Genomic DNA, 16,873 nt, shown 5'->3' on the forward strand with positions numbered 1-16,873 from the left:
ATGAAAATTTTTTCAATTATTACAATCGCCATTCTCATCTTTGCCGCCGTTCCGGCTTTGGCCGAGGATGTTGGCTCCTGCGTCTGCGACTTTACCATGAGCGGGATTCTTATTACCGGCCCGACCGGCTGCTCCGGGATTCCCGAAGCGCAATGCAACTGGAACAGCGGCGCTTCAAATTGCGGATGCATGGGCGAAATTCGCCGCAGTGTCACGCAAGAAGATTGTTTTCCCGACGCCGCCGGCATGATTAGCGCAACCTATGGTATCACCTCTCCCACCTATATAATTACCGGATCCTGCTCCTGGACCCCTGCGCCTTCGACCGGTGAAGAAACCGGCGAAACTCCTTCAACCGGCGCCGGCACTCCGCCGCGCCTGGAATTTGAGCCGCCCCTCGGCACCACGGACGTGAATGAGCTCATCGGCTATATCATCCGCGCCGTCACCGGCATTGTCGGCAGTATCGCGCTTCTCATGTTCGTAGCCGGCGGATTCGTCTGGATGACCGCTGCCGGAAACGAAGAGCGCGTCAAGCTCGGAAAAAATATCCTGATCTGGTCAACCCTCGGCCTCGTCGTCATCTTCTCGGCCTATGCCGTCACGCGCTATATCTTAACCGCCTTACTGGAATAATATGAAATCATTTTTTATTGTTTCAATCGCTCTCTTCGCGCTCACCCTGCTTATCCCAACCGCTTTAGCTATTACGACCCCCACTTCCACCGATACCGGCGTTCCGCAAAAAGTTGAGCTCAATCCGCCGTTCGGCCAAGCGGCAGCGGCGCCGGATGTCTTTATCCAGACCATGATCGGCCGCATCATCCAGTACGCCCTGGGCATTGTCGGCTCAATTGCGCTTCTTATATTCGTGGCCGGCGGCTTTATTTGGTTGACCTCAGCCGGCAATGCTGATAGAATTAAGTCAGGCAAAAACATGATTGTTTGGGCGGTAATCGGCCTCGCGGTAATTTTTTCCGCCTACGCAATTACAAAATTTATTTTAACCGCCCTATTGGGCTGAATTTAATAATTAATTACTTAATAAAAAGTATGCGTAATTTAATGAAGAATACTGTTGCGCGCAATATCTGCGCTTTCGCAATTCTCTCCCTCATCTTCGTTCCGCTTTCAGCCGCTTTGGCCCTGGAAGTCGGCATTGAAGAGGTTGAGTCCGAGATTGAGCTCGGCAAACGCGATATCCGCGCCACCGTCGCTTCAATCATCAACGTGGCCATGGGCCTCCTCGGCATCGTCGCCGTGGGCATAATCCTCATCGGCGGCTTTCAGTGGATGACCGCCGGCGGCAACGAGGAAAACGTAACTAAAGCAAAACAAAGAATTATTCAGGGCATTATCGGACTTGCCATCATTTTGGCTTCATGGGCAATCGCCCGCTTCGTGCTCGAGAGCCTGGTTACCGCAACTCAGGACTAAATAAATTATGAAACTCACCCGGGCGCGCAAATTGTTATTGATTCTGCCGCTTCTTGCGTGGGTTTTAATTTCCGCAAACGCGGTTCTCGCGCTCACGGTTTCCGAAACCGGCCTTGAAACCACGGCCGAAGCCTCCGAGCTTCCCAAGGGCGAACTTACCGCCACTGTCGGACGCGTCATCTCCATTTTTCTCTCGCTCGTTGGTGTAATCTTCTTTGTCCTCCTAATTTACGGCGGAATCCTCTGGATGACTGCCATGGGAAATGAAGAAACCGTCAAGCGCGCAAAGAATCTGATCACGAGCGCCATTCTCGGCCTGATTATTATCTTTGCCGCCTACGCCATCGCCCAGTTCGTGATTTCCATGCTTCTCGGCGCCGAAGTCCAGCCCACTGCCCCAACCCCATAAAAATCACATAATCCTTAATTAATAAATTATGTTCAAGAATAAAATATTCTTTACGCTAAGCGTCATCACGCTTGTTTCGCTTGTATTCGCTCCTTGCCTCGCGCTTGCAGAAGGCACCGATCCGAATCCGGAAACCCTGCTTCAGCAAGCCGGTGAAAGCGCGGGATTCAGCGCCGGCACAGGCCAAGAACAGTTCCTGGAAATCGTCGGAAATATTATCACCGTGCTTCTCTCACTCCTCGGCGTCATCTTCTTTGTGCTCTTAATCTACGGCGGCTTCCTCTGGATGACCTCCCAAGGCAAGGAAGAAACAGTGAAAAAAGCCAAGCAATTAATTACCGACGCAATTATCGGCTTAGTTATCATCCTCGCGGCTTACGCGATTTCCGCATTCGTTATCGACGCTTTGGTCACCGCGACACTGGATTAAACAATTTAAAAACCACCCCGTTCGCTATCGGGGTGGTTTTTTTATAAAAAAAATGAGCCCGCCAAAGTTTCGATTTCTCGATAACCTTGACGGGCCGTGCTGTAGGAGCGACCCTCGCGGTCGCCCAGCGGTCAGTCGTACTCGTGGAGGATGACGGTCCGATTGGACACGTCTTTGATGGACGCGGCCTTTTTCTTGTCGCCCTTGAGCACGCACTTGCCGCCGGTCATGTAGCAGACCTGGACAAGCACCTCGAAGGGGCCGAAAGACTCAACCGGAACGTAGCCATCGGCCTGGGGCGGAAGCAATGGGAGCATAACGATGCCGCCATCTTCCAGAACCGGCAGCACCATCTCTCCAGCCCAGATCACCTCCTTGCCGTTCACCCAGACCCGGAAGTAGGCGCCATCCTTGACGTCTTCGCCCGAGATGTGGATGTTGAGGTTAGAGCCAGCCGGCGGAGCATAGGTATAACCCGTGATTCCGGCCGGGAATGGCTGGTACGGCATCATGGATGCGCCGAACGGCGCGGGCGAGATGCCGTAGCCGTAGATGGGCGGGACCGGCTGGAGAACCGGCTTGGGCGGGGGCGGGAGTAGCGTCGGCTTGGCCTCGGCCTCCAACTTGGCGTTGATTGCCTCGGCCTGGGCGATGAGGTCCGTGAGCTCAGCGACCTTCTTCTCGTTGATCGCTTCGTTCTCGGAGATGGATTCCATTTCCACTTCCGCGACCACGGTCTTGGAAACCGCGGCCGGCTCGCTTCCGAGCATGCTCTCGAGCTCGGCGTTCTTGGTCTCGTAGCTGAGCGCGAGATCGTACATCTCGTCGCCCCGCGCCTGGGCGTCCGCGAGCTCGGCCTCCAGGTCATTCACCTCGGACTGCAGACTCGCGAGGTCGCTCGTCGCGCTCGCGAAGTCGTCGGAACTCACCGGACACTTGGGAGCCGCGGCGCACGCCGCAAGAACCACCATCACGAACAGAGTTAGGTACGTCTTCATCTCGTTATCCTCCGCTGTTGATTGTTGTTCAAAGGATCAATCCAAAAGACAAATTATTTTATCTTCTTGATAGATCCGCGCAGAGATGAGAAGCACCTCTGCGCGAGAACTGAAAGAGCGTCAGGGCGAGGGCGTCGTCGCGGCGAGCGCTTCCTCGGTCTCCTCGATCTCCAAGTCCAGGATCTTTTCGGCGATCGCCTTGAGTTCCGCGATCTTGGCCGAGTAATCCGGACTCGCTGACGGCGTTGACCAGACACTCGCAGCTGCAGATGCGTACTGGCTGTACGCCTGTTGCTGCGCGGTCATGACCTGCGCCATTTGGATGCCGGCCTGGGTCTTGACCCAGGTGTCGCACCAGTTGGCGCTCATGTACGGACAGCCGGGATATCCCATCATGGGAGAACCCCAGCCAGACATGCCGTAGCCGCCGCCGTAGCCCATGCCCATACCCATGTAGTAGGGGTATCCGCCGTGAATCTCACGGCAGGTCTCAGCGTCGTACGATCCCAGACATGCTTCCCACGCCTGCTGGAGCTTGAACTGGTAGTTCACGAGCTCGGCCTGCATGGAGTACTGGTAGGCCATCTGTTTATCTTGGAGCACGAGCGAACCGTAAGCCGGACTCGGCAGATAGGGGCTGACGCCGTCGGCCGTCATGCCCGGGGACTGCACGGATGCATGGTAGCAACCAGCGAGCGCGAACGCGAAAAGAACGCAAACCAGCTTCTTCATGGCTATTTCCTCCTTGGTGATTGGCTGATTTTGAACTCTCAAATATACCATATTTTCACGATTTTGTCAATGCCCATGGGCAATTTTTTGGCTAAAAATCATCATAATTATGACAAAATATCCGGCCGTGAATATCGGATGTAGGGGCGGACCCCTGTGTCCGCCCCGTCACGGTTGGCTGGGGGCTGGCATAATCCTTATCCGGGCAGACACGGGGCATAATCCTTATCCGGGCAGACACGGGGGTCTGCCCCTACCCGCTTCGCTCTAACGGTGCCACCCTTGACAAAGCCGCCAATTTTTGGCATGATTAAGCCACTAAAAAGACGAAAAATGCGTTTTCCCGAAAAGAGGCGCATTTTTGCGTAAAAGTCGGTCTTTTTACCAAAAAGCGCTTAATTAACCTAAACCATTGCCCATGATTCTCTTTTTCATCGGTTTCCTGGAAATGATTATCGCCACTGCCTGGACCCGCGTGGTCACCAAGGCGCAAATCATGGCAAGCGGGTTTGTCACCCTGGTCAATATCTTTATCTGGTACTACGTGCTCCAGCGCATAATTTCCGATATCAGCAACACCCAGCTGATTGTTATCTACGCGCTCGGATGCGCCATCGGCACCATGTTCTGCACCGCGTATTTTCATTATTTTGACAAAATATGCCGGCGCAAAAATAAAGTACGGTCAGCCCAGCCCGTTCTTCAGGAGAATAAATAATATGGCACAAGATACAGAGCCCGTCCCCCGTGATTACTAAAAGCATCCTTTATACAAATAGAGGATGCTTTTGTTTTTAAAAAATCCAAATGCTTAAATCGAGAATCAAGAATTATGAATCAGGAATCAGGGTCTTTTAAAGCGACTTCTCCTGATTCATGATTCCTAATTCGCGTAAAAAAAGACGCCCGTCAACAGTGAACCTGTCAACGAGCGTCGGAAGAACAATGAAAGAACTACTCGATCGCCTGAACCCGGACCTTGAGTGCCCGGAGCTCGGCGAGCTTGGCCTCGAGCTTGGCCCGCCCCTCGTCCGAGAGCGCGGGCGGTGGCTCGACCGGATCAGCTGCCGAAATGATCAGTGTAGACTGAGTCTTGGCAGGCGCGGCGGGAGTGACGAGTGCGGACGTCGTTGTCGGCACGGTTGGCGTTTTCGCCACGACCGCGAAACCTTTCCTGGTTCTCAGCTCCTTAAGCTCGGCCTTGGCTTTGGCATAGCCCACGCCCATGACGCTCATCCCGTAGTTCCAGAACTCGATCGGCGTCCCGGGACGGAGCTTGGCGTCAAGCTTGGCGAGTCGTCCGAGCTCTTCGCGGTAGTCCAGCCGCGCATTGTTGAGGTAGAGCTCGTCGCGCGCCTTGAGGCACTCTCGGGTCGTGCAGGAAGAGCTAAATGTCATTCCTGGAATCGGGAGCTTGCAGTCGCAGACGATGTTGCGCATCCCGTCGACGCACTGGTCACAGCGCGTTGAAGGATCCTGCCGCACGACCGGCGACGGCTGGTCTTCGATGCCGATGCCCCACCTGTCCACGTACCCCTCGACCGCCATCGCGTACTTGTCGTACAAGTCCGCATAAACGATCTGGGTCCGCAGATGATGGTTGTACTGCTTGCCACGAAGCAGGCTCTGGCCGAAATTGATGGTTGTTGCAAGGAGCACGAACCCGACAAAGGCAAGCGCGACGCGCCTTGACCACGGGCTCTTGAGCTCCCACCCAACCGTCGCAAACCCGATGAACAACGCAATGAGCAGTACCACGAGGAAAGCGAACGGATTGGTGTAGACCGGAAACACGCTTGCGTAAATGCCGAGCACTGCGAGCCAGGCCATGACGCTCATGAGCTGACGCAACAGTTTCCCGGCTTTGGCCTGACCGATCCCGGTCTGCACATGCGTCCAGTCGAAGGTAAACCGCTCGCTGGAGCAGATGAGCAGCTTATCGCCTTCTCTCGACAGCTTGATGCCGGGGAAAGAAAGCTTGGGGAGCGGGATCTTCTCGATGGCGCCGGCGAGTATCACCAGCACCTCCGCGAATATCGCGGTTCTGAACCAGAGGTAGGCGAGCATGGCGGCGAAGCCAAGACTGCCGAACGCGATGATGATCCGGCCCAGATTCATGAGCCAGATCACGCCCCAAACGTGACCGAGGTAACCCGTGACCACGCCGAGCGTCCAGAGAATCACGAGCCTCCACACCGTGCGGAAAAGCACGCGACGGAGCTCGCGCGCCTCGGCGATGCCGCGCGAAACGAGTTCCACGACAATGGTCTCCACGTCGTCGTGAAGAATCGTGAAGAGAGCGCTCGCATCGGTGAAGAAGTGTGTTACGAGCTTGGTTATGGATGTCCATATGCTAGAGGACTTTTTCATGCCAGACTCCTTTCTATATTCCCAGCAGGTTACGGAGAATGCCTACGAAGCCACGCCTCGGCGGTGGAGGCGCAAGACGCGCCCTCGCGCGCGCGTAGGCTGCGTAGCAGCCCTCGCTCGCTCGATTTGCTACGTCGCGCAGTGGCGTGCTCACTCTCTGCTCCAGACCCTCGTCGATCTGCTCCAGACCCGTGGCGATGCCCTCCTCCTTGTCTTCCACGCATTTCTTCGCCCGCTTATACAAACCAGAAACGTGTTTCTTGGAGAAGAACTTCTCCTTCTTCGGCTCCGAAAGCTTGATGATCGTACCGAGCGCGAGCACCATCTCCTCGGTTTGTGAATCAAGAAGCGCCGCGGCTTCCGCGTCCGGATCCACTTCTTCACCGGCCGTGAGCCTCGTAGTTATCTGATTGTGGAGTTCCCGGTACTCGTCGCGCTGGCGCCGAATCTTACGCATCAAAAGCCTCAGCTCTGCCGTCCTGGTGATTGCCATCACATACGGCTTGATGCGCTTGGCGCGCCCCGCGTCCAGCTCGGAAAGCCACCGCTGGAACTCCTCGGCCTCGATCGGATCGACATCCATCAGGACCGTCGCGAGGGTGCCGGTATGTTCCGCACGCGCTTCCTCGTCCTTCGTCGCGAACCATCTCCAGCAACAGTCAGCCGGAGAACGACCGGCGATTTCCGCATCCAATCGTTCACCCATAAGCACCTGCGACTGCTGTTGCTGTTTTCCACGCCCTCCGCGTTGTATCTGTCTCGCGATCGGACACATGGGCTGATGATAATGCAGACCGTTACGATCGAGTGCCACCTCACAGTTGATCCCGTTCATGCGTGCGTTGAATGCGTGCTGGAATTTCTTCTCGTCGAATTTACCTTTCCCGTCCTCCCATGGCTCAGTGAGCCCCTCGCCGATTCCGGAGAACAGGGCATCCACGAGCTCGTTTGCCAGGCGATAACTTGATTCCTTCTTGAACCAGCTTCTCTGAAGCAGAATGTAGCCGCCTAGGCTTCGCACGCCGAGCTCTAAGAAGTTTCGCACTCCTTCATCCAACTGATCGGTCATGGGCTTGACGTAGGAGTTGTGAATCAAGAGCTTGCCCAGCCGTTCCGCTTGTCTCTCTAAATGCGGCTTTAGCGTCCTCATGACCGCATTCATATCGTCAGTTGGTGTCGCTCCTGAAACAGAAACCTGAGCCGGATTGGCTACCGACTCTTTCCTACTGTTCGCCATGTTTCCTATCCTCTCTTTCTATTTTTTTCCGCTGTTTAATTGTTAACGAACCTAAGAAAACGCCACCCGAGCGCAACCCAGGTAACAGCGCATTTTAGCACAAAAAATGCAAAATGTCAAGGCGCGCGGACAAATTTTGCCCGACCCTTGACAAAAACCCAAAAATGCTCTATGATTGAATGTTTTCTGAAGGGAGGAAACCATGAAGGAACCCCCTACGAATCGCGGCATTATGTTCGTGGAATATTTGGAACACAACAATCCGGCCATTCTTGAGCACATTTTCCGCCCGGCCGACCGCGCCCTGCGCCAGACGAATCCCACAATTGAGGAGCTGCTTCGCGCCTTCAATCTGATGATTGATTTCATCGACCGGAAAATTCAGCTATTCCCCCGCGTCTCGGATAAGATTGCGCGCGCCGTGGCTGACGAAATCGCCAAAACGCCGAACGAGATGCGCAAGCGGGAAGCGGCGCTTGCCTCCACGAGCGACGACCCGGCCGTCAAGGAATGGGGCGAGCTGGTCATCTGCCAGGAAGTCACCGCTTCGCTCGTCATTACCGAGAACGATAAAGTTCTCGAGGTTCTAAGCAGATTCTTCTGGGGAGTCTTCGCCTGCCTGCGGCGATCTCCACACTAAAAAAGGCACCTGACGCTCTTCCTTGCGCCAGGTGCAACTTTTTTTATTAACTGTTTTATGCCGCCGGACCTATCGTCTTGCCGTAGCGCGTCAACATTTGACCAACCTGTTTATTCAGAGCGGCCTGAAGCTCATCCGGAGGCACGCCGGTTTTCTTAAGATTTTTGATTGATGCAAAAATCTGCTCAAAGGAGTCGCCCCTACCCTCAAAAATTCCGTGCGACTTGATATTCTCAACAATCGCGCGATGCGCCTTGTCCTGCGAAGCTACTTTTTCGAACGCGTCAATTACCTCCTGCTGTTCGAGTGTATAATCCCCCTTTTTTGGTTTCCCTTTACTCGCGTCAACCGTCGCGCCCTCCAGCATTTCGCGCTCGGCCTCCGACAACTTCTCCATTGGTATAGATTTTTCTGGTATCATATTATTTATAATTAATTACTCAGTTTTTTCTTAAGAAAATTAACCCATGGGATATCCGAAGGATCTTTGCCATTCATGATGCCGAGATAAAAACTCAAATATGCTCCGAGCATCAGCGCCTCGGACGCCTGCGCGAGCTTCGCGGTTTCGGAAAAACGATAAGTCAGGGTTTTAATCTTATTTCTTTCAATAATCTGCCGCGTGAGCGCGTACCGCCGCTGGACTTGGGGATGATACTTTTTGGATTCAAAAAATACGAATCTCATATCGCGCTTCGGCCGCTCGGGAAAAGAAAGCCCCTCAAGCAAATGATGGTTGATTTCCGGAATCAGAAAATATGTCGCGAACTGCTTTGATGTTTCGTTGATTTGATTTGCCGCGATGTGCATGTTGCCTTCCAAAAATTCCGAACCAATTAAAATCACCTGTTTCCCCTTGAGCTGGCGCGCCAAATTCTTTGCCGGATTTGTGCCGTTTGCGGCAAACCGCTTTGCCTGCCGAGCAAGCGCGCGGATCATTGCCTCGCCTTCGCTCTCCGAAACGCGCGCCAGACCGGCGCGCGAGAGAAGCGCGAGTGTCCCGAATATCGCGTATCCAAGCCCGAGCCGCGGCTGGCCGCACGGATTCCACTTCGGCGTAAATTCATACATCGGCCAGGAATATTTTTTTGCCATCTCCGCAAGCACACCGCCTGCGGCAATTACCATAATTTTCGCGCGCTTTGCCCGGGCCTCGCGCGCACACGAAATTACTTCTTCGGTCGTGCCCGAATATGAAGATAATAAAACCAAAGTATTTTCATCCACGTAAGCCGGCAGATTATAACTGTTTATAATCTGCATCGGCGCATCAATCTTGTCGTAAAAAATTGAACGCACCGCGTGCGGTCCGATTGCCGAACCGCCCATGCCGCAAACCAAAATACGCGAAACCCTCGAATAATTTTTCGGGATCTTAATCCGCCGCGCTTCGCTCCAGGCCTGAGCCGCCTGTTTGGGAATAAAGCCGATTGAACCAAAAACATCGCGTGAATCAAGTTTTTTCATGATTTTTACACTAATTTCCATAAATTTTTGATATACCCATTTTATCTTTAATTGCGGCCTCAAGCAAGCCCCGCTCCGAAGCGTCGCCCGCGAGCGCCGCCCCGCGGATTTTACCGTCTTTTACAAATATTTCTTTCACCGCGTCCGCGCCGGACATCTTCTCAACCACTTCGTCCGCCGCCTCGCGCCGCGTGTCTCCTAAAAAAACCACCGGCAATCCAAAAATATCCAAAGCGTTCACCGTCACTTCGCAAAATTCTTCGTTCGCGCCGGCCATATTCGCTCCGGCGATCCGGCCCTGGCGCGCCGCGTTCGCCCAGTTGCCCTGCCGGCGATATTCTTCAGCCGCCGCGTCAAAAAATTTCACCACATCACCGGCCGCATATACGTCCCGGGCACTCGTCTCCATGCGCTCATTCACCCTGACTCCGTCGTCCGTCTCCACACCCGAACCGGCAAGCCATTCAATATTCGGTTTCATGCCCACGCCCGCGAAAACAATATCCCCTTTTATTTCTTCTCCCGCCGCCTCAAAACTCTTATGCAAAATAATGCCCTGCTCAATAAATTTTTTATTGATTAATTCGCCGGCGACTTTTCCCAATATCTTTGACCAGTAGTATTCGCCCCGCATATAAAGATGCGTCTCCAGTCCCCTCGCCCGGCAAATCTTAAGAAATGCCTGGCCGATAAATCCGCCGCCCACAACCGCGGCTCGCCGCGGTTTTATTTCCCGAAAGGCCTGCAGAATTTTTTCCGCATCTTCAAGGTTCCAAAGATAAAAAATATCAGCTCCATTCTCACGGGCTGACAGCAAACGAGGCCGCACGCCGGACGCGATTAACAATTTTCCGTATTCAATTTCGTCTCCGGACTCGGTTGTGACAATTTTTTTCTCCGCATCAAGCAATTCCGCGCGCGATTCCGTCACGAATATTATTTTCTGTTCATCAAACCATTTTTTATCACGCAAAAACAACTTTTGTTTTTCAATCCCGCCTTCTAAATATTTTGTAAGTAAAATACGCGAGTAACCCGGCTCTTTCTCGTCACTCAAAACCGCAATTCCGGCATTCGCGTCGCGTTGCCTCAGCTCTTCGGCCGCGGCCATGCCCGCGGCGCTCGCGCCCACAATTAAATATTCGGCCTGTCTTTTCATAATCAATGATTTTTCCTCTTTTCCCAATCCGCGATCGCCGCCCGGAGCGCCTGGTCGCCGAGCACTGAGCAGTGAACTTTGATTTGCGGCAGTCCGCCAAGCTGCTTGATAATATCCTCCGGTGTTATTTTTTTCGCTTCATCCACCGTCATGCCGATGGCCATTTCCGAGAGCGCCGAGGTTGAGGCGATCGCCGAAGCGCATCCGAAAGTGCGCCACTTGCAGTCCGTAATCTTGCGGGTTACGGGATCAACCTTTATCCAAACGCGCATCATGTCGCCGCACGCCGGTGACCCGACTTCCCCGATTCCATCGGCCTGATAATTATTTAGCAAATCCTCGGTCATCACGTTGCGGGGATTAAAAAAATGATCCTTTACTCGTTCGGAGTAAAGCCACACTTCTTCGCCGCGCACGAGATCCGATTTATTATTATTTTTTTTCATAAATAAACTTAGTTGGTGACATTGATCGTATTTTTTGGACAACCGACGGCAAAATCTTGAGCACATAATCAAGATCCGCCTTTTTTGTCTCCCGGCCGAGCGTAAAGCGCACCGAAGAATGTGCCACTTCGTGCGGCGCGCCGCAGGCAAGTATCACGTGCGAGGGATCAAGCGACCGCGAAGTGCACGCCGACCCGGATGAAACCGACACGCCTTTGGCATCAAGGTACAAAATCATCGCCTCCCCCTCGGCGTTCAAGAAAGAAAAATTTATATTGTTTGGCAACCTCTCCGTCGCATGGCCGTTGAGATAAGCGTCCGGAATTATTTTTAGAACTTTTTTTATAAAATAATCTCTGAGCGCCACGAGCCGCTTATTTTCCCGCGCGCGCCCGGCCGAAGCAATTTCCAACGCCTTGGCGAGGCCGACGATTGCCGAAACATTTTCCGTGCCCGGGCGGCGACCCGCTTCTTGCCCGCCGCCGAAGGTAAGGGATTCAAATTTTGCCCCGGCCCGCGTGTAGAGCAGCCCCGCGCCCTTGGGCCCGTAAACCTTGCTGCCGTTTAATGTTAAAAAATCAACGTGTAATTTTTCCACATTTAAATCCACGGCGCCGGCCGCCTGGCACGCATCGGTATGAAAAAGCGGATACCCCGTACCGTGCGCCTTGCGCCATTTTAAAATTCGCTTGCCGATTTCCGCGATTGGCTGAATGGTGCCGATTTCATTGTTCGCCGCCATCACGGAAACCAAAATCGTATTTTTGGTAATTAACCTCTCCACTTCGTCCGGATCAACGATTCCAAACTTATCAACCCCGGCTTCGGTGACGCGGAAACCTTCTTTTTCGCGGAGATGGTGCATTGGCTCAAGCACGGCATGGTGTTCAATCGCCGAGGCCACAAGATGGTTGCCGGCCGCCCGGTTCGCCCGCGCCGCGCCCAAAACCGCCATGTTATCCGACTCCGTACCGCCCGAGCAAAAAATAATCTCCCGGGGGCGGCAATTTAAAAATCCGGCCGCGCTCCGCCGTGCCGCCTCAACTGCATTCTGGGCTTCTTTACCCACGGAATGGAAACTTGAAGGATTGCCAAAACGTTCACCCAGATATGGCATCATTTCGGCCATGACACGCCGGTCAAGCCGGGTCGTTGCCGCATTGTCCAAGTATATTTTTTTCATAATAATAGAATATCAGAAAACCCTAAAATTTGCTATAATATACGCATCAAACTTATGTCTAAACAAATTACCATCATCGGCTGCGGCAATATGGGCACCGCCATGGCGCAGATGCTCGCAAAGGGCGGACATCGCGTCGCGATTTGGTGCGTTGAACCCGCCGTTCTTCGGGAAATCGGCAAAAAAAGACAAAATAAGAAATATCTCCCCGACGTAAAACTTGACCGCAAGATTTGGCCGGCTTCAAGCCTCTCCGCAGCGCAGAGAGGCGCCGACGCCGTTCTCTTGGCCGTCCCATCCCGGGTTGTTTTGGACGTTCTTCATCGCGCTCTCCGATCCATCGGCAAAAAAACCTTAATCATTTCTGTCATCAAGGGCCTTGATCCTAAAAGCCTGCGCCCGGTTGCCGAAGAAATCCTGCACTTCCTTCCCAAGGATTTAAAAAATAACTTTGTAAGCATGACTGGTCCGGCCATGGCCGGTGAAATCGCCCGCGGATTTCCGACCACCGTGGAAATCGCATCATTGAGTCCGGCATCCAGCCACGAAGCGAAAAAAATTCTTCAAACTCCGGAATTCAAAGTGCACATTATCCGCGACCTACGCGGCGCCGCGCTCTGCGCTTCACTCAAAAATGTTTATGCCATCCTTTTCGGCATGGCCGGCGCGCTCGGCCAAGAGCTCAACGCCAAATCCGAACTTTTGAAACAAATTATTGAGGAGATGCGCCGCATTCTCCCTCCGCTCGGCGGCAAATCCAAAACCGCCCTCTCGCTCTCCGGTCTAGGCGATCTTCTGGTGACAGTCATGAGTTCAAAAAGCCGCAACGTCACCTACGGCCGGCTGGCGGTCGGACGGCGGAGAATCCTCTCCCCGGCCGCGCTCGGCATGAAACAAACCGCCGAAGGCTACTTCGCCGCCCCGCTTTTTGCCAAACTTTTCCGGAAGAAAAAAATCCGCGCCCCGCTCGCGATCCTGGTAAACGACATCCTGCAAAACAAAATCAGCCCGAAAAAGGGGCTGCAAAAAATATAATATTTCATGTACGGGGCGCATATATGCGAAATGTACGGGGCGCATATATGCGACCCGTACATTTATTTCAAATATTCTCCCGCCATCCGGCCAACGGCATAACCCACTACGATTGCCGCAAAACAAAGCACCGCAATCTCCAACCCGCTCTTCCACCACAATTTGCCCGTGAATTTCGTCTTCAGCGCGCCGAGCAAAAAAAGCGCAACAATTGTGAACAGAATGGACGGAAAAATTGCCGCCATGACCGGCATGAAAAAAAACGGCAGAAGAGGCAGGAAACCGCCGATGACATAAGACACAAACATCACGAGCCCGCGCCTCGCGTCAAGCGCCTCGGCCGATTGCTCGGTCCGCGCAAAAAACCGGCGGCGCGGATACATGCCCTCTTTTACCTCGCGTTCGGATTTTGAAGAAATATAAGTCCCAAGACCCATAGAAAGGGATTCCACAAAAATAATCACCAGACCGGAGAGGATTACCACGAACCGATCACGGCTTCCTTCAGCGATGCCAATTATTGCGCCAAGCGTTGAGACCAGACTGTCCTGAAAACCGAATACAACCTGATAAATGTACCTCCCAACGATTTCGCGTATTTTTTTGGATGACTCGGCCATATATTTTAGTTTATCAGAAATTTCAAGTATAATATAGTGTAGATATTAAGAATTAGAATTTTATCTATGCGCATTCCTCAAGACCTGCAGCAGCCCGGCGAGAACACCCTTCTGGTCGTTGCCAACACGCAGACAGCTTTAATATACGCGAATGACGGCGAAAACATCGTGCTCGCCAAAAAAATATTTTTTGAAAAAGAACGCGCGAGCGATAAAGAAGGCTGCGCGATGAGGTCTGCCCGCGGCCCGAGCGGCGGCCGTCAAATCCAGGGACTCGACAACGTCGCACCCATCGCCGATGACGATCACCTACTCATCGACCATCTCTGCAAAACCCTGGACAATGAGCTCTTTACCCGCTTCAAAAATAAAGAATTTGAAAAATGGTATCTTGTCGCGCCGGATTATATAATAAAAATCGTCAAAAACCAGATGCATCCGTATCTTAAAAAATCGCTTTCAAAAACTCTTCCGCAAAATCTGGTGCGGCGCGGTGCCCTTGAAATCCTAAAAAAAATTCGTGAAAAATAAAAAAAGCCCCGGCGACCGGATGAACCGGGCGGGGCGAGAACCAGACTCAGGGCAAGAACCTTAGCGCGTCAGCTGATGGACGACGAAACCTTGTCCTTCGGCTCGGGCAAAACGAGAGACATCTGCCTCTCTCCCCCGAGGTTCAGCCGGACCTGGGTCGGATCGATTGGGCGCAGTGGCAACTCGCGCTCGAGACCGCGATAGTCCACGCCGTCATCACCCATGCCGCAGGGACAAATACCTCCCTCGTCAAAATAATTGCCGCAATGTGTGCACCTGATCTGCATCATCTCCTCCTTGTCGAAAACCTAAAACGATTATAAATCAACGTTAAAAATAAATCAAGTAAAAAATTTTATGAAAAAATTTTTCATCCTGCCAATAATATTCGCGCTCCTGCTCCTTGGCGCCGGCTGTGGCAAAGATTCTGGCACGACCGAAACATCTCCGACTCCATCCGACTCACTTGAGGAAATCACTTCCAAGGCCGAAAAAATCCAAGAAATGAGTTGCGACCTCGTGGTAACCAGTGGCGAAGAGCCGGAATATACCGCAAAAATGTATATGAAGGGCACGCGCATGCGCCAAGAATTTGAACTCCAGGGACAAAAAATCGTTATGCTCGGTGATATGGCAACCGCGCTTTATATGTATTATCCGGACAAAAATACCGCAATCAAAACGGATCTCAGTGAAAGCCAAGATAAAACCAAAAATAATCCCTATGAATATATTGATGAATCCGCGGATTCAACGACCATTATCGGCCACGAAACCATTGATAACAAAAAATGCGTTGTCACTGAAACCAAAACCGGGGTCGGCGAAAATCTGATTATCAAAAAAATGTGGATTTGGGAAAAGTATGACATGCCGATTAAAATCGTAAGCACGAGCGGAAATCAAGTAACCACCACGGAATACAAAAATATTGAAATCGGCAACCAGTCCGACGCCCTGTTCGAACTTCCGGCTGGCGTACAAATAATCGACATGGGTGCGCTTATGCAGGGCAACCTTGATGCCGACGCCCTCAAGACGCTTGAAGGTCTTGGACAATAAAAGAATTAAAAAACGCCCGCAGATGGGGTGACCAGAGGGAATTTCACATCGTCCCCCGCACCGCGGGGGACTCTTGCGGGAACCTTCAGGTTCCCGCAGGCCCTCCTCCGAATGTAAGAGGGCTCCGCCCCCTTACCATCCCCTGGTTCAATTCCCATTCCGAAAGTGCACCTTCTCGACAAAAAAATATTTCGCAAAATAAAAAACGCCCGCAGATGGGGTGACCAGAGGGAATTGAACCCTCGTCATCGGAGCCACAATCCGATGCTCTACCATTGAGCTATGGCCACCCAACCACGGACGTTTTTATTTTTAATTAGTTTACTCCGCTTTTTTATTTTTATCGTTGTATGTTTCAAACGCACGCAGGACTTCAAGCGGAATCGCAAAGACAATTGTGTTTGACTGGTCCGAAGAAACATCGTTGATCGTGGAAAGCGTCCGGAGATGAAGCGCGCCCGGACTTTTGGCGAGCGTCTCCGCCGCCTTGCGCAGATTCTCCGAGGCGGATACTTCACCCTCGGCCTTGATGACCACCGCGCGCCGCTCCCGTTCGGCTTCGGCTTGCTTGGCGATCACTCTCTGCATGTTCTCCGGCAGGGTGATATCTTTGAGATCGACCGACTGCACTTCAATGCCCCACGGATCAGTTAGCTTTTCAACAATGTCCCTGATTTTTTGCGATGCCTCTTCGCGCTTTGAAAGAAGCTCGTCCAAATCCATCTGGCCGCAGACATTTCTCATCGTGGTCTGCGCGAGCTGCGACGTGGCGTAGCGGAAATCTTCAACTTCAATAATGGCCTTTTGCGCTTCTTTAACTTTGTAATATATAACCGCGTTTATCTTGGTGGATACATTATCACGGGTAATGGCTTCCTGAAAAGGCACGTCCGTGGCTTTGACGCGGATATCGACTTTTTGCATGCCCTGAAAAATCGGAAAAACCAGCCGCCATCCCGGCTCCAGGACTTTTTTATACTTGCCAAGCTGAAATTTCACTCCGCGCTCATACTGCTTTATCTGCCGGATTGAAATCAGAATCACGAAAAGAACTACGCCGACTATCCAATATAATATATCCATACATTTAAAATTTAAAATTGAATTAAAATATTAT

Annotated in this window: 22 protein-coding genes and 1 tRNA gene; 10 read left to right on the forward strand and 13 right to left on the reverse strand. The window is 52.5% G+C overall.

The features are described 5' to 3' along the window. From PHW53_01270 to PHW53_01290, 5 genes are read left to right on the forward strand one after another with little or no spacing between them, the layout of a single operon-like run. Entirely contained in the window at positions 1-636 is a 636-nt protein-coding gene (locus tag PHW53_01270) for a pilin (protein MDD4995083.1), read from the forward strand. A 1-nt stretch (position 637) separates the two neighbouring features. Further along, on the forward strand, positions 638-1,024 hold the full coding sequence (locus PHW53_01275; protein ID MDD4995084.1) for a hypothetical protein: 387 nt from the start codon (positions 638-640) through the stop codon (positions 1,022-1,024). 29 nt (positions 1,025-1,053) lie between these two features. Next, entirely contained in the window at positions 1,054-1,437 is a 384-nt protein-coding gene (locus PHW53_01280) for a pilin (protein ID MDD4995085.1), read from the forward strand. Positions 1,438-1,444: 7 nt separating this feature from the next. After that, positions 1,445-1,846, forward strand: coding sequence for a hypothetical protein (locus PHW53_01285; protein ID MDD4995086.1), 402 nt, complete (start codon positions 1,445-1,447; stop codon positions 1,844-1,846). A gap of 28 nt (positions 1,847-1,874) precedes the next feature. Further along, complete coding sequence (locus tag PHW53_01290; protein ID MDD4995087.1) at positions 1,875-2,276, forward strand: pilin; 402 nt, start codon at positions 1,875-1,877, stop codon at positions 2,274-2,276. A 131-nt stretch (positions 2,277-2,407) separates the two neighbouring features. On the opposite strand, the gene PHW53_01295 is transcribed toward PHW53_01290, so the two are convergent. Together PHW53_01295 and PHW53_01300 are read right to left on the reverse strand one after the other, a co-directional pair. Continuing rightward, entirely contained in the window at positions 2,408-3,274 is an 867-nt protein-coding gene (locus PHW53_01295; protein ID MDD4995088.1) for a hypothetical protein, read from the reverse strand. 120 nt (positions 3,275-3,394) lie between these two features. Then, on the reverse strand, positions 3,395-4,057 hold the full coding sequence (locus tag PHW53_01300) for a hypothetical protein (GenBank protein MDD4995089.1): 663 nt from the start codon (positions 4,055-4,057) through the stop codon (positions 3,395-3,397). Between the two features lie 367 nt (positions 4,058-4,424). Between PHW53_01300 and PHW53_01305 the strand changes: the two genes are divergently transcribed. Next, positions 4,425-4,724: a DUF5698 domain-containing protein gene (locus PHW53_01305; GenBank protein MDD4995090.1), complete on the forward strand. Its 300-nt coding sequence runs from the start codon at positions 4,425-4,427 to the stop codon at positions 4,722-4,724. Between the two features lie 236 nt (positions 4,725-4,960). On the opposite strand, the gene PHW53_01310 is transcribed toward PHW53_01305, so the two are convergent. Together PHW53_01310 and PHW53_01315 are read right to left on the reverse strand one after the other, a co-directional pair. Beyond that, positions 4,961-6,376 (reverse strand): hypothetical protein, encoded by a 1,416-nt coding sequence (locus PHW53_01310; protein MDD4995091.1) that lies wholly within the window; start codon positions 6,374-6,376, stop codon positions 4,961-4,963. A gap of 13 nt (positions 6,377-6,389) precedes the next feature. Further along, a complete protein-coding gene (locus PHW53_01315; GenBank protein ID MDD4995092.1) occupies positions 6,390-7,538 on the reverse strand; it encodes a hypothetical protein in 1,149 nt (382 codons plus the stop codon). Positions 7,539-7,815: 277 nt separating this feature from the next. Here PHW53_01315 and PHW53_01320 point away from each other — a divergent pair, with 277 nt between their 5' ends. Then, entirely contained in the window at positions 7,816-8,253 is a 438-nt protein-coding gene (locus PHW53_01320) for a hypothetical protein (GenBank protein ID MDD4995093.1), read from the forward strand. 55 nt (positions 8,254-8,308) lie between these two features. Here PHW53_01320 and PHW53_01325 read toward each other — a convergent pair whose 3' ends face one another. Genes PHW53_01325 through PHW53_01345 form a run of 5 tightly spaced genes read right to left on the reverse strand, consistent with a single transcriptional unit; the run spans position 8,309 to position 12,508 of the window. After that, positions 8,309-8,674 (reverse strand): hypothetical protein, encoded by a 366-nt coding sequence (locus tag PHW53_01325; GenBank protein ID MDD4995094.1) that lies wholly within the window; start codon positions 8,672-8,674, stop codon positions 8,309-8,311. A gap of 11 nt (positions 8,675-8,685) precedes the next feature. Then, complete coding sequence (locus PHW53_01330) at positions 8,686-9,741, reverse strand: SIS domain-containing protein (GenBank protein MDD4995095.1); 1,056 nt, start codon at positions 9,739-9,741, stop codon at positions 8,686-8,688. Then, a complete protein-coding gene (locus tag PHW53_01335) occupies positions 9,731-10,879 on the reverse strand; it encodes an FAD-dependent oxidoreductase (GenBank protein MDD4995096.1) in 1,149 nt (382 codons plus the stop codon). The genes PHW53_01330 and PHW53_01335 overlap by 11 nt, the downstream gene beginning before the upstream one ends. 2 nt (positions 10,880-10,881) lie before the next feature. Then, positions 10,882-11,325: an iron-sulfur cluster assembly scaffold protein gene (locus PHW53_01340; GenBank protein MDD4995097.1), complete on the reverse strand. Its 444-nt coding sequence runs from the start codon at positions 11,323-11,325 to the stop codon at positions 10,882-10,884. Next, a complete protein-coding gene (locus tag PHW53_01345; protein ID MDD4995098.1) occupies positions 11,312-12,508 on the reverse strand; it encodes a cysteine desulfurase family protein in 1,197 nt (398 codons plus the stop codon). Before PHW53_01345 ends, PHW53_01340 begins: the two co-directional genes overlap by 14 nt. Before the next feature lie 54 nt (positions 12,509-12,562). Here PHW53_01345 and PHW53_01350 point away from each other — a divergent pair, with 54 nt between their 5' ends. Next, entirely contained in the window at positions 12,563-13,543 is a 981-nt protein-coding gene (locus PHW53_01350) for an NAD(P)-binding domain-containing protein (GenBank protein MDD4995099.1), read from the forward strand. Positions 13,544-13,605: 62 nt separating this feature from the next. Here the strand turns inward: PHW53_01350 and PHW53_01355 are convergent, their stop codons facing one another. Next, positions 13,606-14,163: a VIT1/CCC1 transporter family protein gene (locus PHW53_01355; GenBank protein MDD4995100.1), complete on the reverse strand. Its 558-nt coding sequence runs from the start codon at positions 14,161-14,163 to the stop codon at positions 13,606-13,608. Positions 14,164-14,229: 66 nt separating this feature from the next. Here PHW53_01355 and PHW53_01360 point away from each other — a divergent pair, with 66 nt between their 5' ends. Further along, positions 14,230-14,694: a host attachment protein gene (locus PHW53_01360; GenBank protein MDD4995101.1), complete on the forward strand. Its 465-nt coding sequence runs from the start codon at positions 14,230-14,232 to the stop codon at positions 14,692-14,694. Positions 14,695-14,762: 68 nt separating this feature from the next. On the opposite strand, the gene PHW53_01365 is transcribed toward PHW53_01360, so the two are convergent. Then, entirely contained in the window at positions 14,763-14,984 is a 222-nt protein-coding gene (locus PHW53_01365) for a hypothetical protein (protein ID MDD4995102.1), read from the reverse strand. A gap of 67 nt (positions 14,985-15,051) precedes the next feature. Between PHW53_01365 and PHW53_01370 the strand changes: the two genes are divergently transcribed. After that, positions 15,052-15,756, forward strand: coding sequence for a hypothetical protein (locus PHW53_01370; protein ID MDD4995103.1), 705 nt, complete (start codon positions 15,052-15,054; stop codon positions 15,754-15,756). A 216-nt stretch (positions 15,757-15,972) separates the two neighbouring features. Here PHW53_01370 and PHW53_01375 read toward each other — a convergent pair. Both PHW53_01375 and PHW53_01380 read right to left on the reverse strand, forming a co-directional pair. Beyond that, positions 15,973-16,046: transfer RNA gene (locus PHW53_01375), tRNA-His, on the reverse strand. A gap of 31 nt (positions 16,047-16,077) precedes the next feature. Then, the gene (locus PHW53_01380; protein MDD4995104.1) at positions 16,078-16,839 is read right to left on the reverse strand and encodes a slipin family protein; all 762 of its coding nucleotides are present in this window, start codon (positions 16,837-16,839) and stop codon (positions 16,078-16,080) included. Positions 16,840-16,873: the final 34 nt, after the last annotated feature.

The sequence above is a fragment of the Patescibacteria group bacterium genome (genome assembly GCA_028710985.1).
GTDB lineage: Bacteria > Patescibacteriota > Patescibacteriia > JAHJFT01 > JAHJFT01 > JAQTTB01.

What these genes read in the sequence shown, in the direction of transcription:
- PHW53_01270 (MDD4995083.1), top strand. Translation starts at nt 1, where the DNA reads ATGAAAATTTTTTCAATTATTACAATCGCCATTCTCATCTTTGCCGCC.
- PHW53_01275 (MDD4995084.1), top strand. Translation starts at nt 638, where the DNA reads ATGAAATCATTTTTTATTGTTTCAATCGCTCTCTTCGCGCTCACCCTG.
- PHW53_01280 (MDD4995085.1), top strand. Translation starts at nt 1,054, where the DNA reads ATGCGTAATTTAATGAAGAATACTGTTGCGCGCAATATCTGCGCTTTC.
- PHW53_01285 (MDD4995086.1), top strand. Translation starts at nt 1,445, where the DNA reads ATGAAACTCACCCGGGCGCGCAAATTGTTATTGATTCTGCCGCTTCTT.
- PHW53_01290 (MDD4995087.1), top strand. Translation starts at nt 1,875, where the DNA reads ATGTTCAAGAATAAAATATTCTTTACGCTAAGCGTCATCACGCTTGTT.
- PHW53_01295 (MDD4995088.1), bottom strand. Translation starts at nt 3,274, where the DNA reads ATGAAGACGTACCTAACTCTGTTCGTGATGGTGGTTCTTGCGGCGTGC.
- PHW53_01300 (MDD4995089.1), bottom strand. Translation starts at nt 4,057, where the DNA reads ATGGTATATTTGAGAGTTCAAAATCAGCCAATCACCAAGGAGGAAATA.
- PHW53_01305 (MDD4995090.1), top strand. Translation starts at nt 4,425, where the DNA reads ATGATTCTCTTTTTCATCGGTTTCCTGGAAATGATTATCGCCACTGCC.
- PHW53_01310 (MDD4995091.1), bottom strand. Translation starts at nt 6,376, where the DNA reads ATGAAAAAGTCCTCTAGCATATGGACATCCATAACCAAGCTCGTAACA.
- PHW53_01315 (MDD4995092.1), bottom strand. Translation starts at nt 7,538, where the DNA reads ATGAATGCGGTCATGAGGACGCTAAAGCCGCATTTAGAGAGACAAGCG.
- PHW53_01320 (MDD4995093.1), top strand. Translation starts at nt 7,816, where the DNA reads ATGAAGGAACCCCCTACGAATCGCGGCATTATGTTCGTGGAATATTTG.
- PHW53_01325 (MDD4995094.1), bottom strand. Translation starts at nt 8,674, where the DNA reads ATGATACCAGAAAAATCTATACCAATGGAGAAGTTGTCGGAGGCCGAG.
- PHW53_01330 (MDD4995095.1), bottom strand. Translation starts at nt 9,741, where the DNA reads ATGGAAATTAGTGTAAAAATCATGAAAAAACTTGATTCACGCGATGTT.
- PHW53_01335 (MDD4995096.1), bottom strand. Translation starts at nt 10,879, where the DNA reads ATGAAAAGACAGGCCGAATATTTAATTGTGGGCGCGAGCGCCGCGGGC.
- PHW53_01340 (MDD4995097.1), bottom strand. Translation starts at nt 11,325, where the DNA reads ATGAAAAAAAATAATAATAAATCGGATCTCGTGCGCGGCGAAGAAGTG.
- PHW53_01345 (MDD4995098.1), bottom strand. Translation starts at nt 12,508, where the DNA reads ATGAAAAAAATATACTTGGACAATGCGGCAACGACCCGGCTTGACCGG.
- PHW53_01350 (MDD4995099.1), top strand. Translation starts at nt 12,563, where the DNA reads ATGTCTAAACAAATTACCATCATCGGCTGCGGCAATATGGGCACCGCC.
- PHW53_01355 (MDD4995100.1), bottom strand. Translation starts at nt 14,163, where the DNA reads ATGGCCGAGTCATCCAAAAAAATACGCGAAATCGTTGGGAGGTACATT.
- PHW53_01360 (MDD4995101.1), top strand. Translation starts at nt 14,230, where the DNA reads ATGCGCATTCCTCAAGACCTGCAGCAGCCCGGCGAGAACACCCTTCTG.
- PHW53_01365 (MDD4995102.1), bottom strand. Translation starts at nt 14,984, where the DNA reads ATGATGCAGATCAGGTGCACACATTGCGGCAATTATTTTGACGAGGGA.
- PHW53_01370 (MDD4995103.1), top strand. Translation starts at nt 15,052, where the DNA reads ATGAAAAAATTTTTCATCCTGCCAATAATATTCGCGCTCCTGCTCCTT.
- PHW53_01380 (MDD4995104.1), bottom strand. Translation starts at nt 16,839, where the DNA reads ATGGATATATTATATTGGATAGTCGGCGTAGTTCTTTTCGTGATTCTG.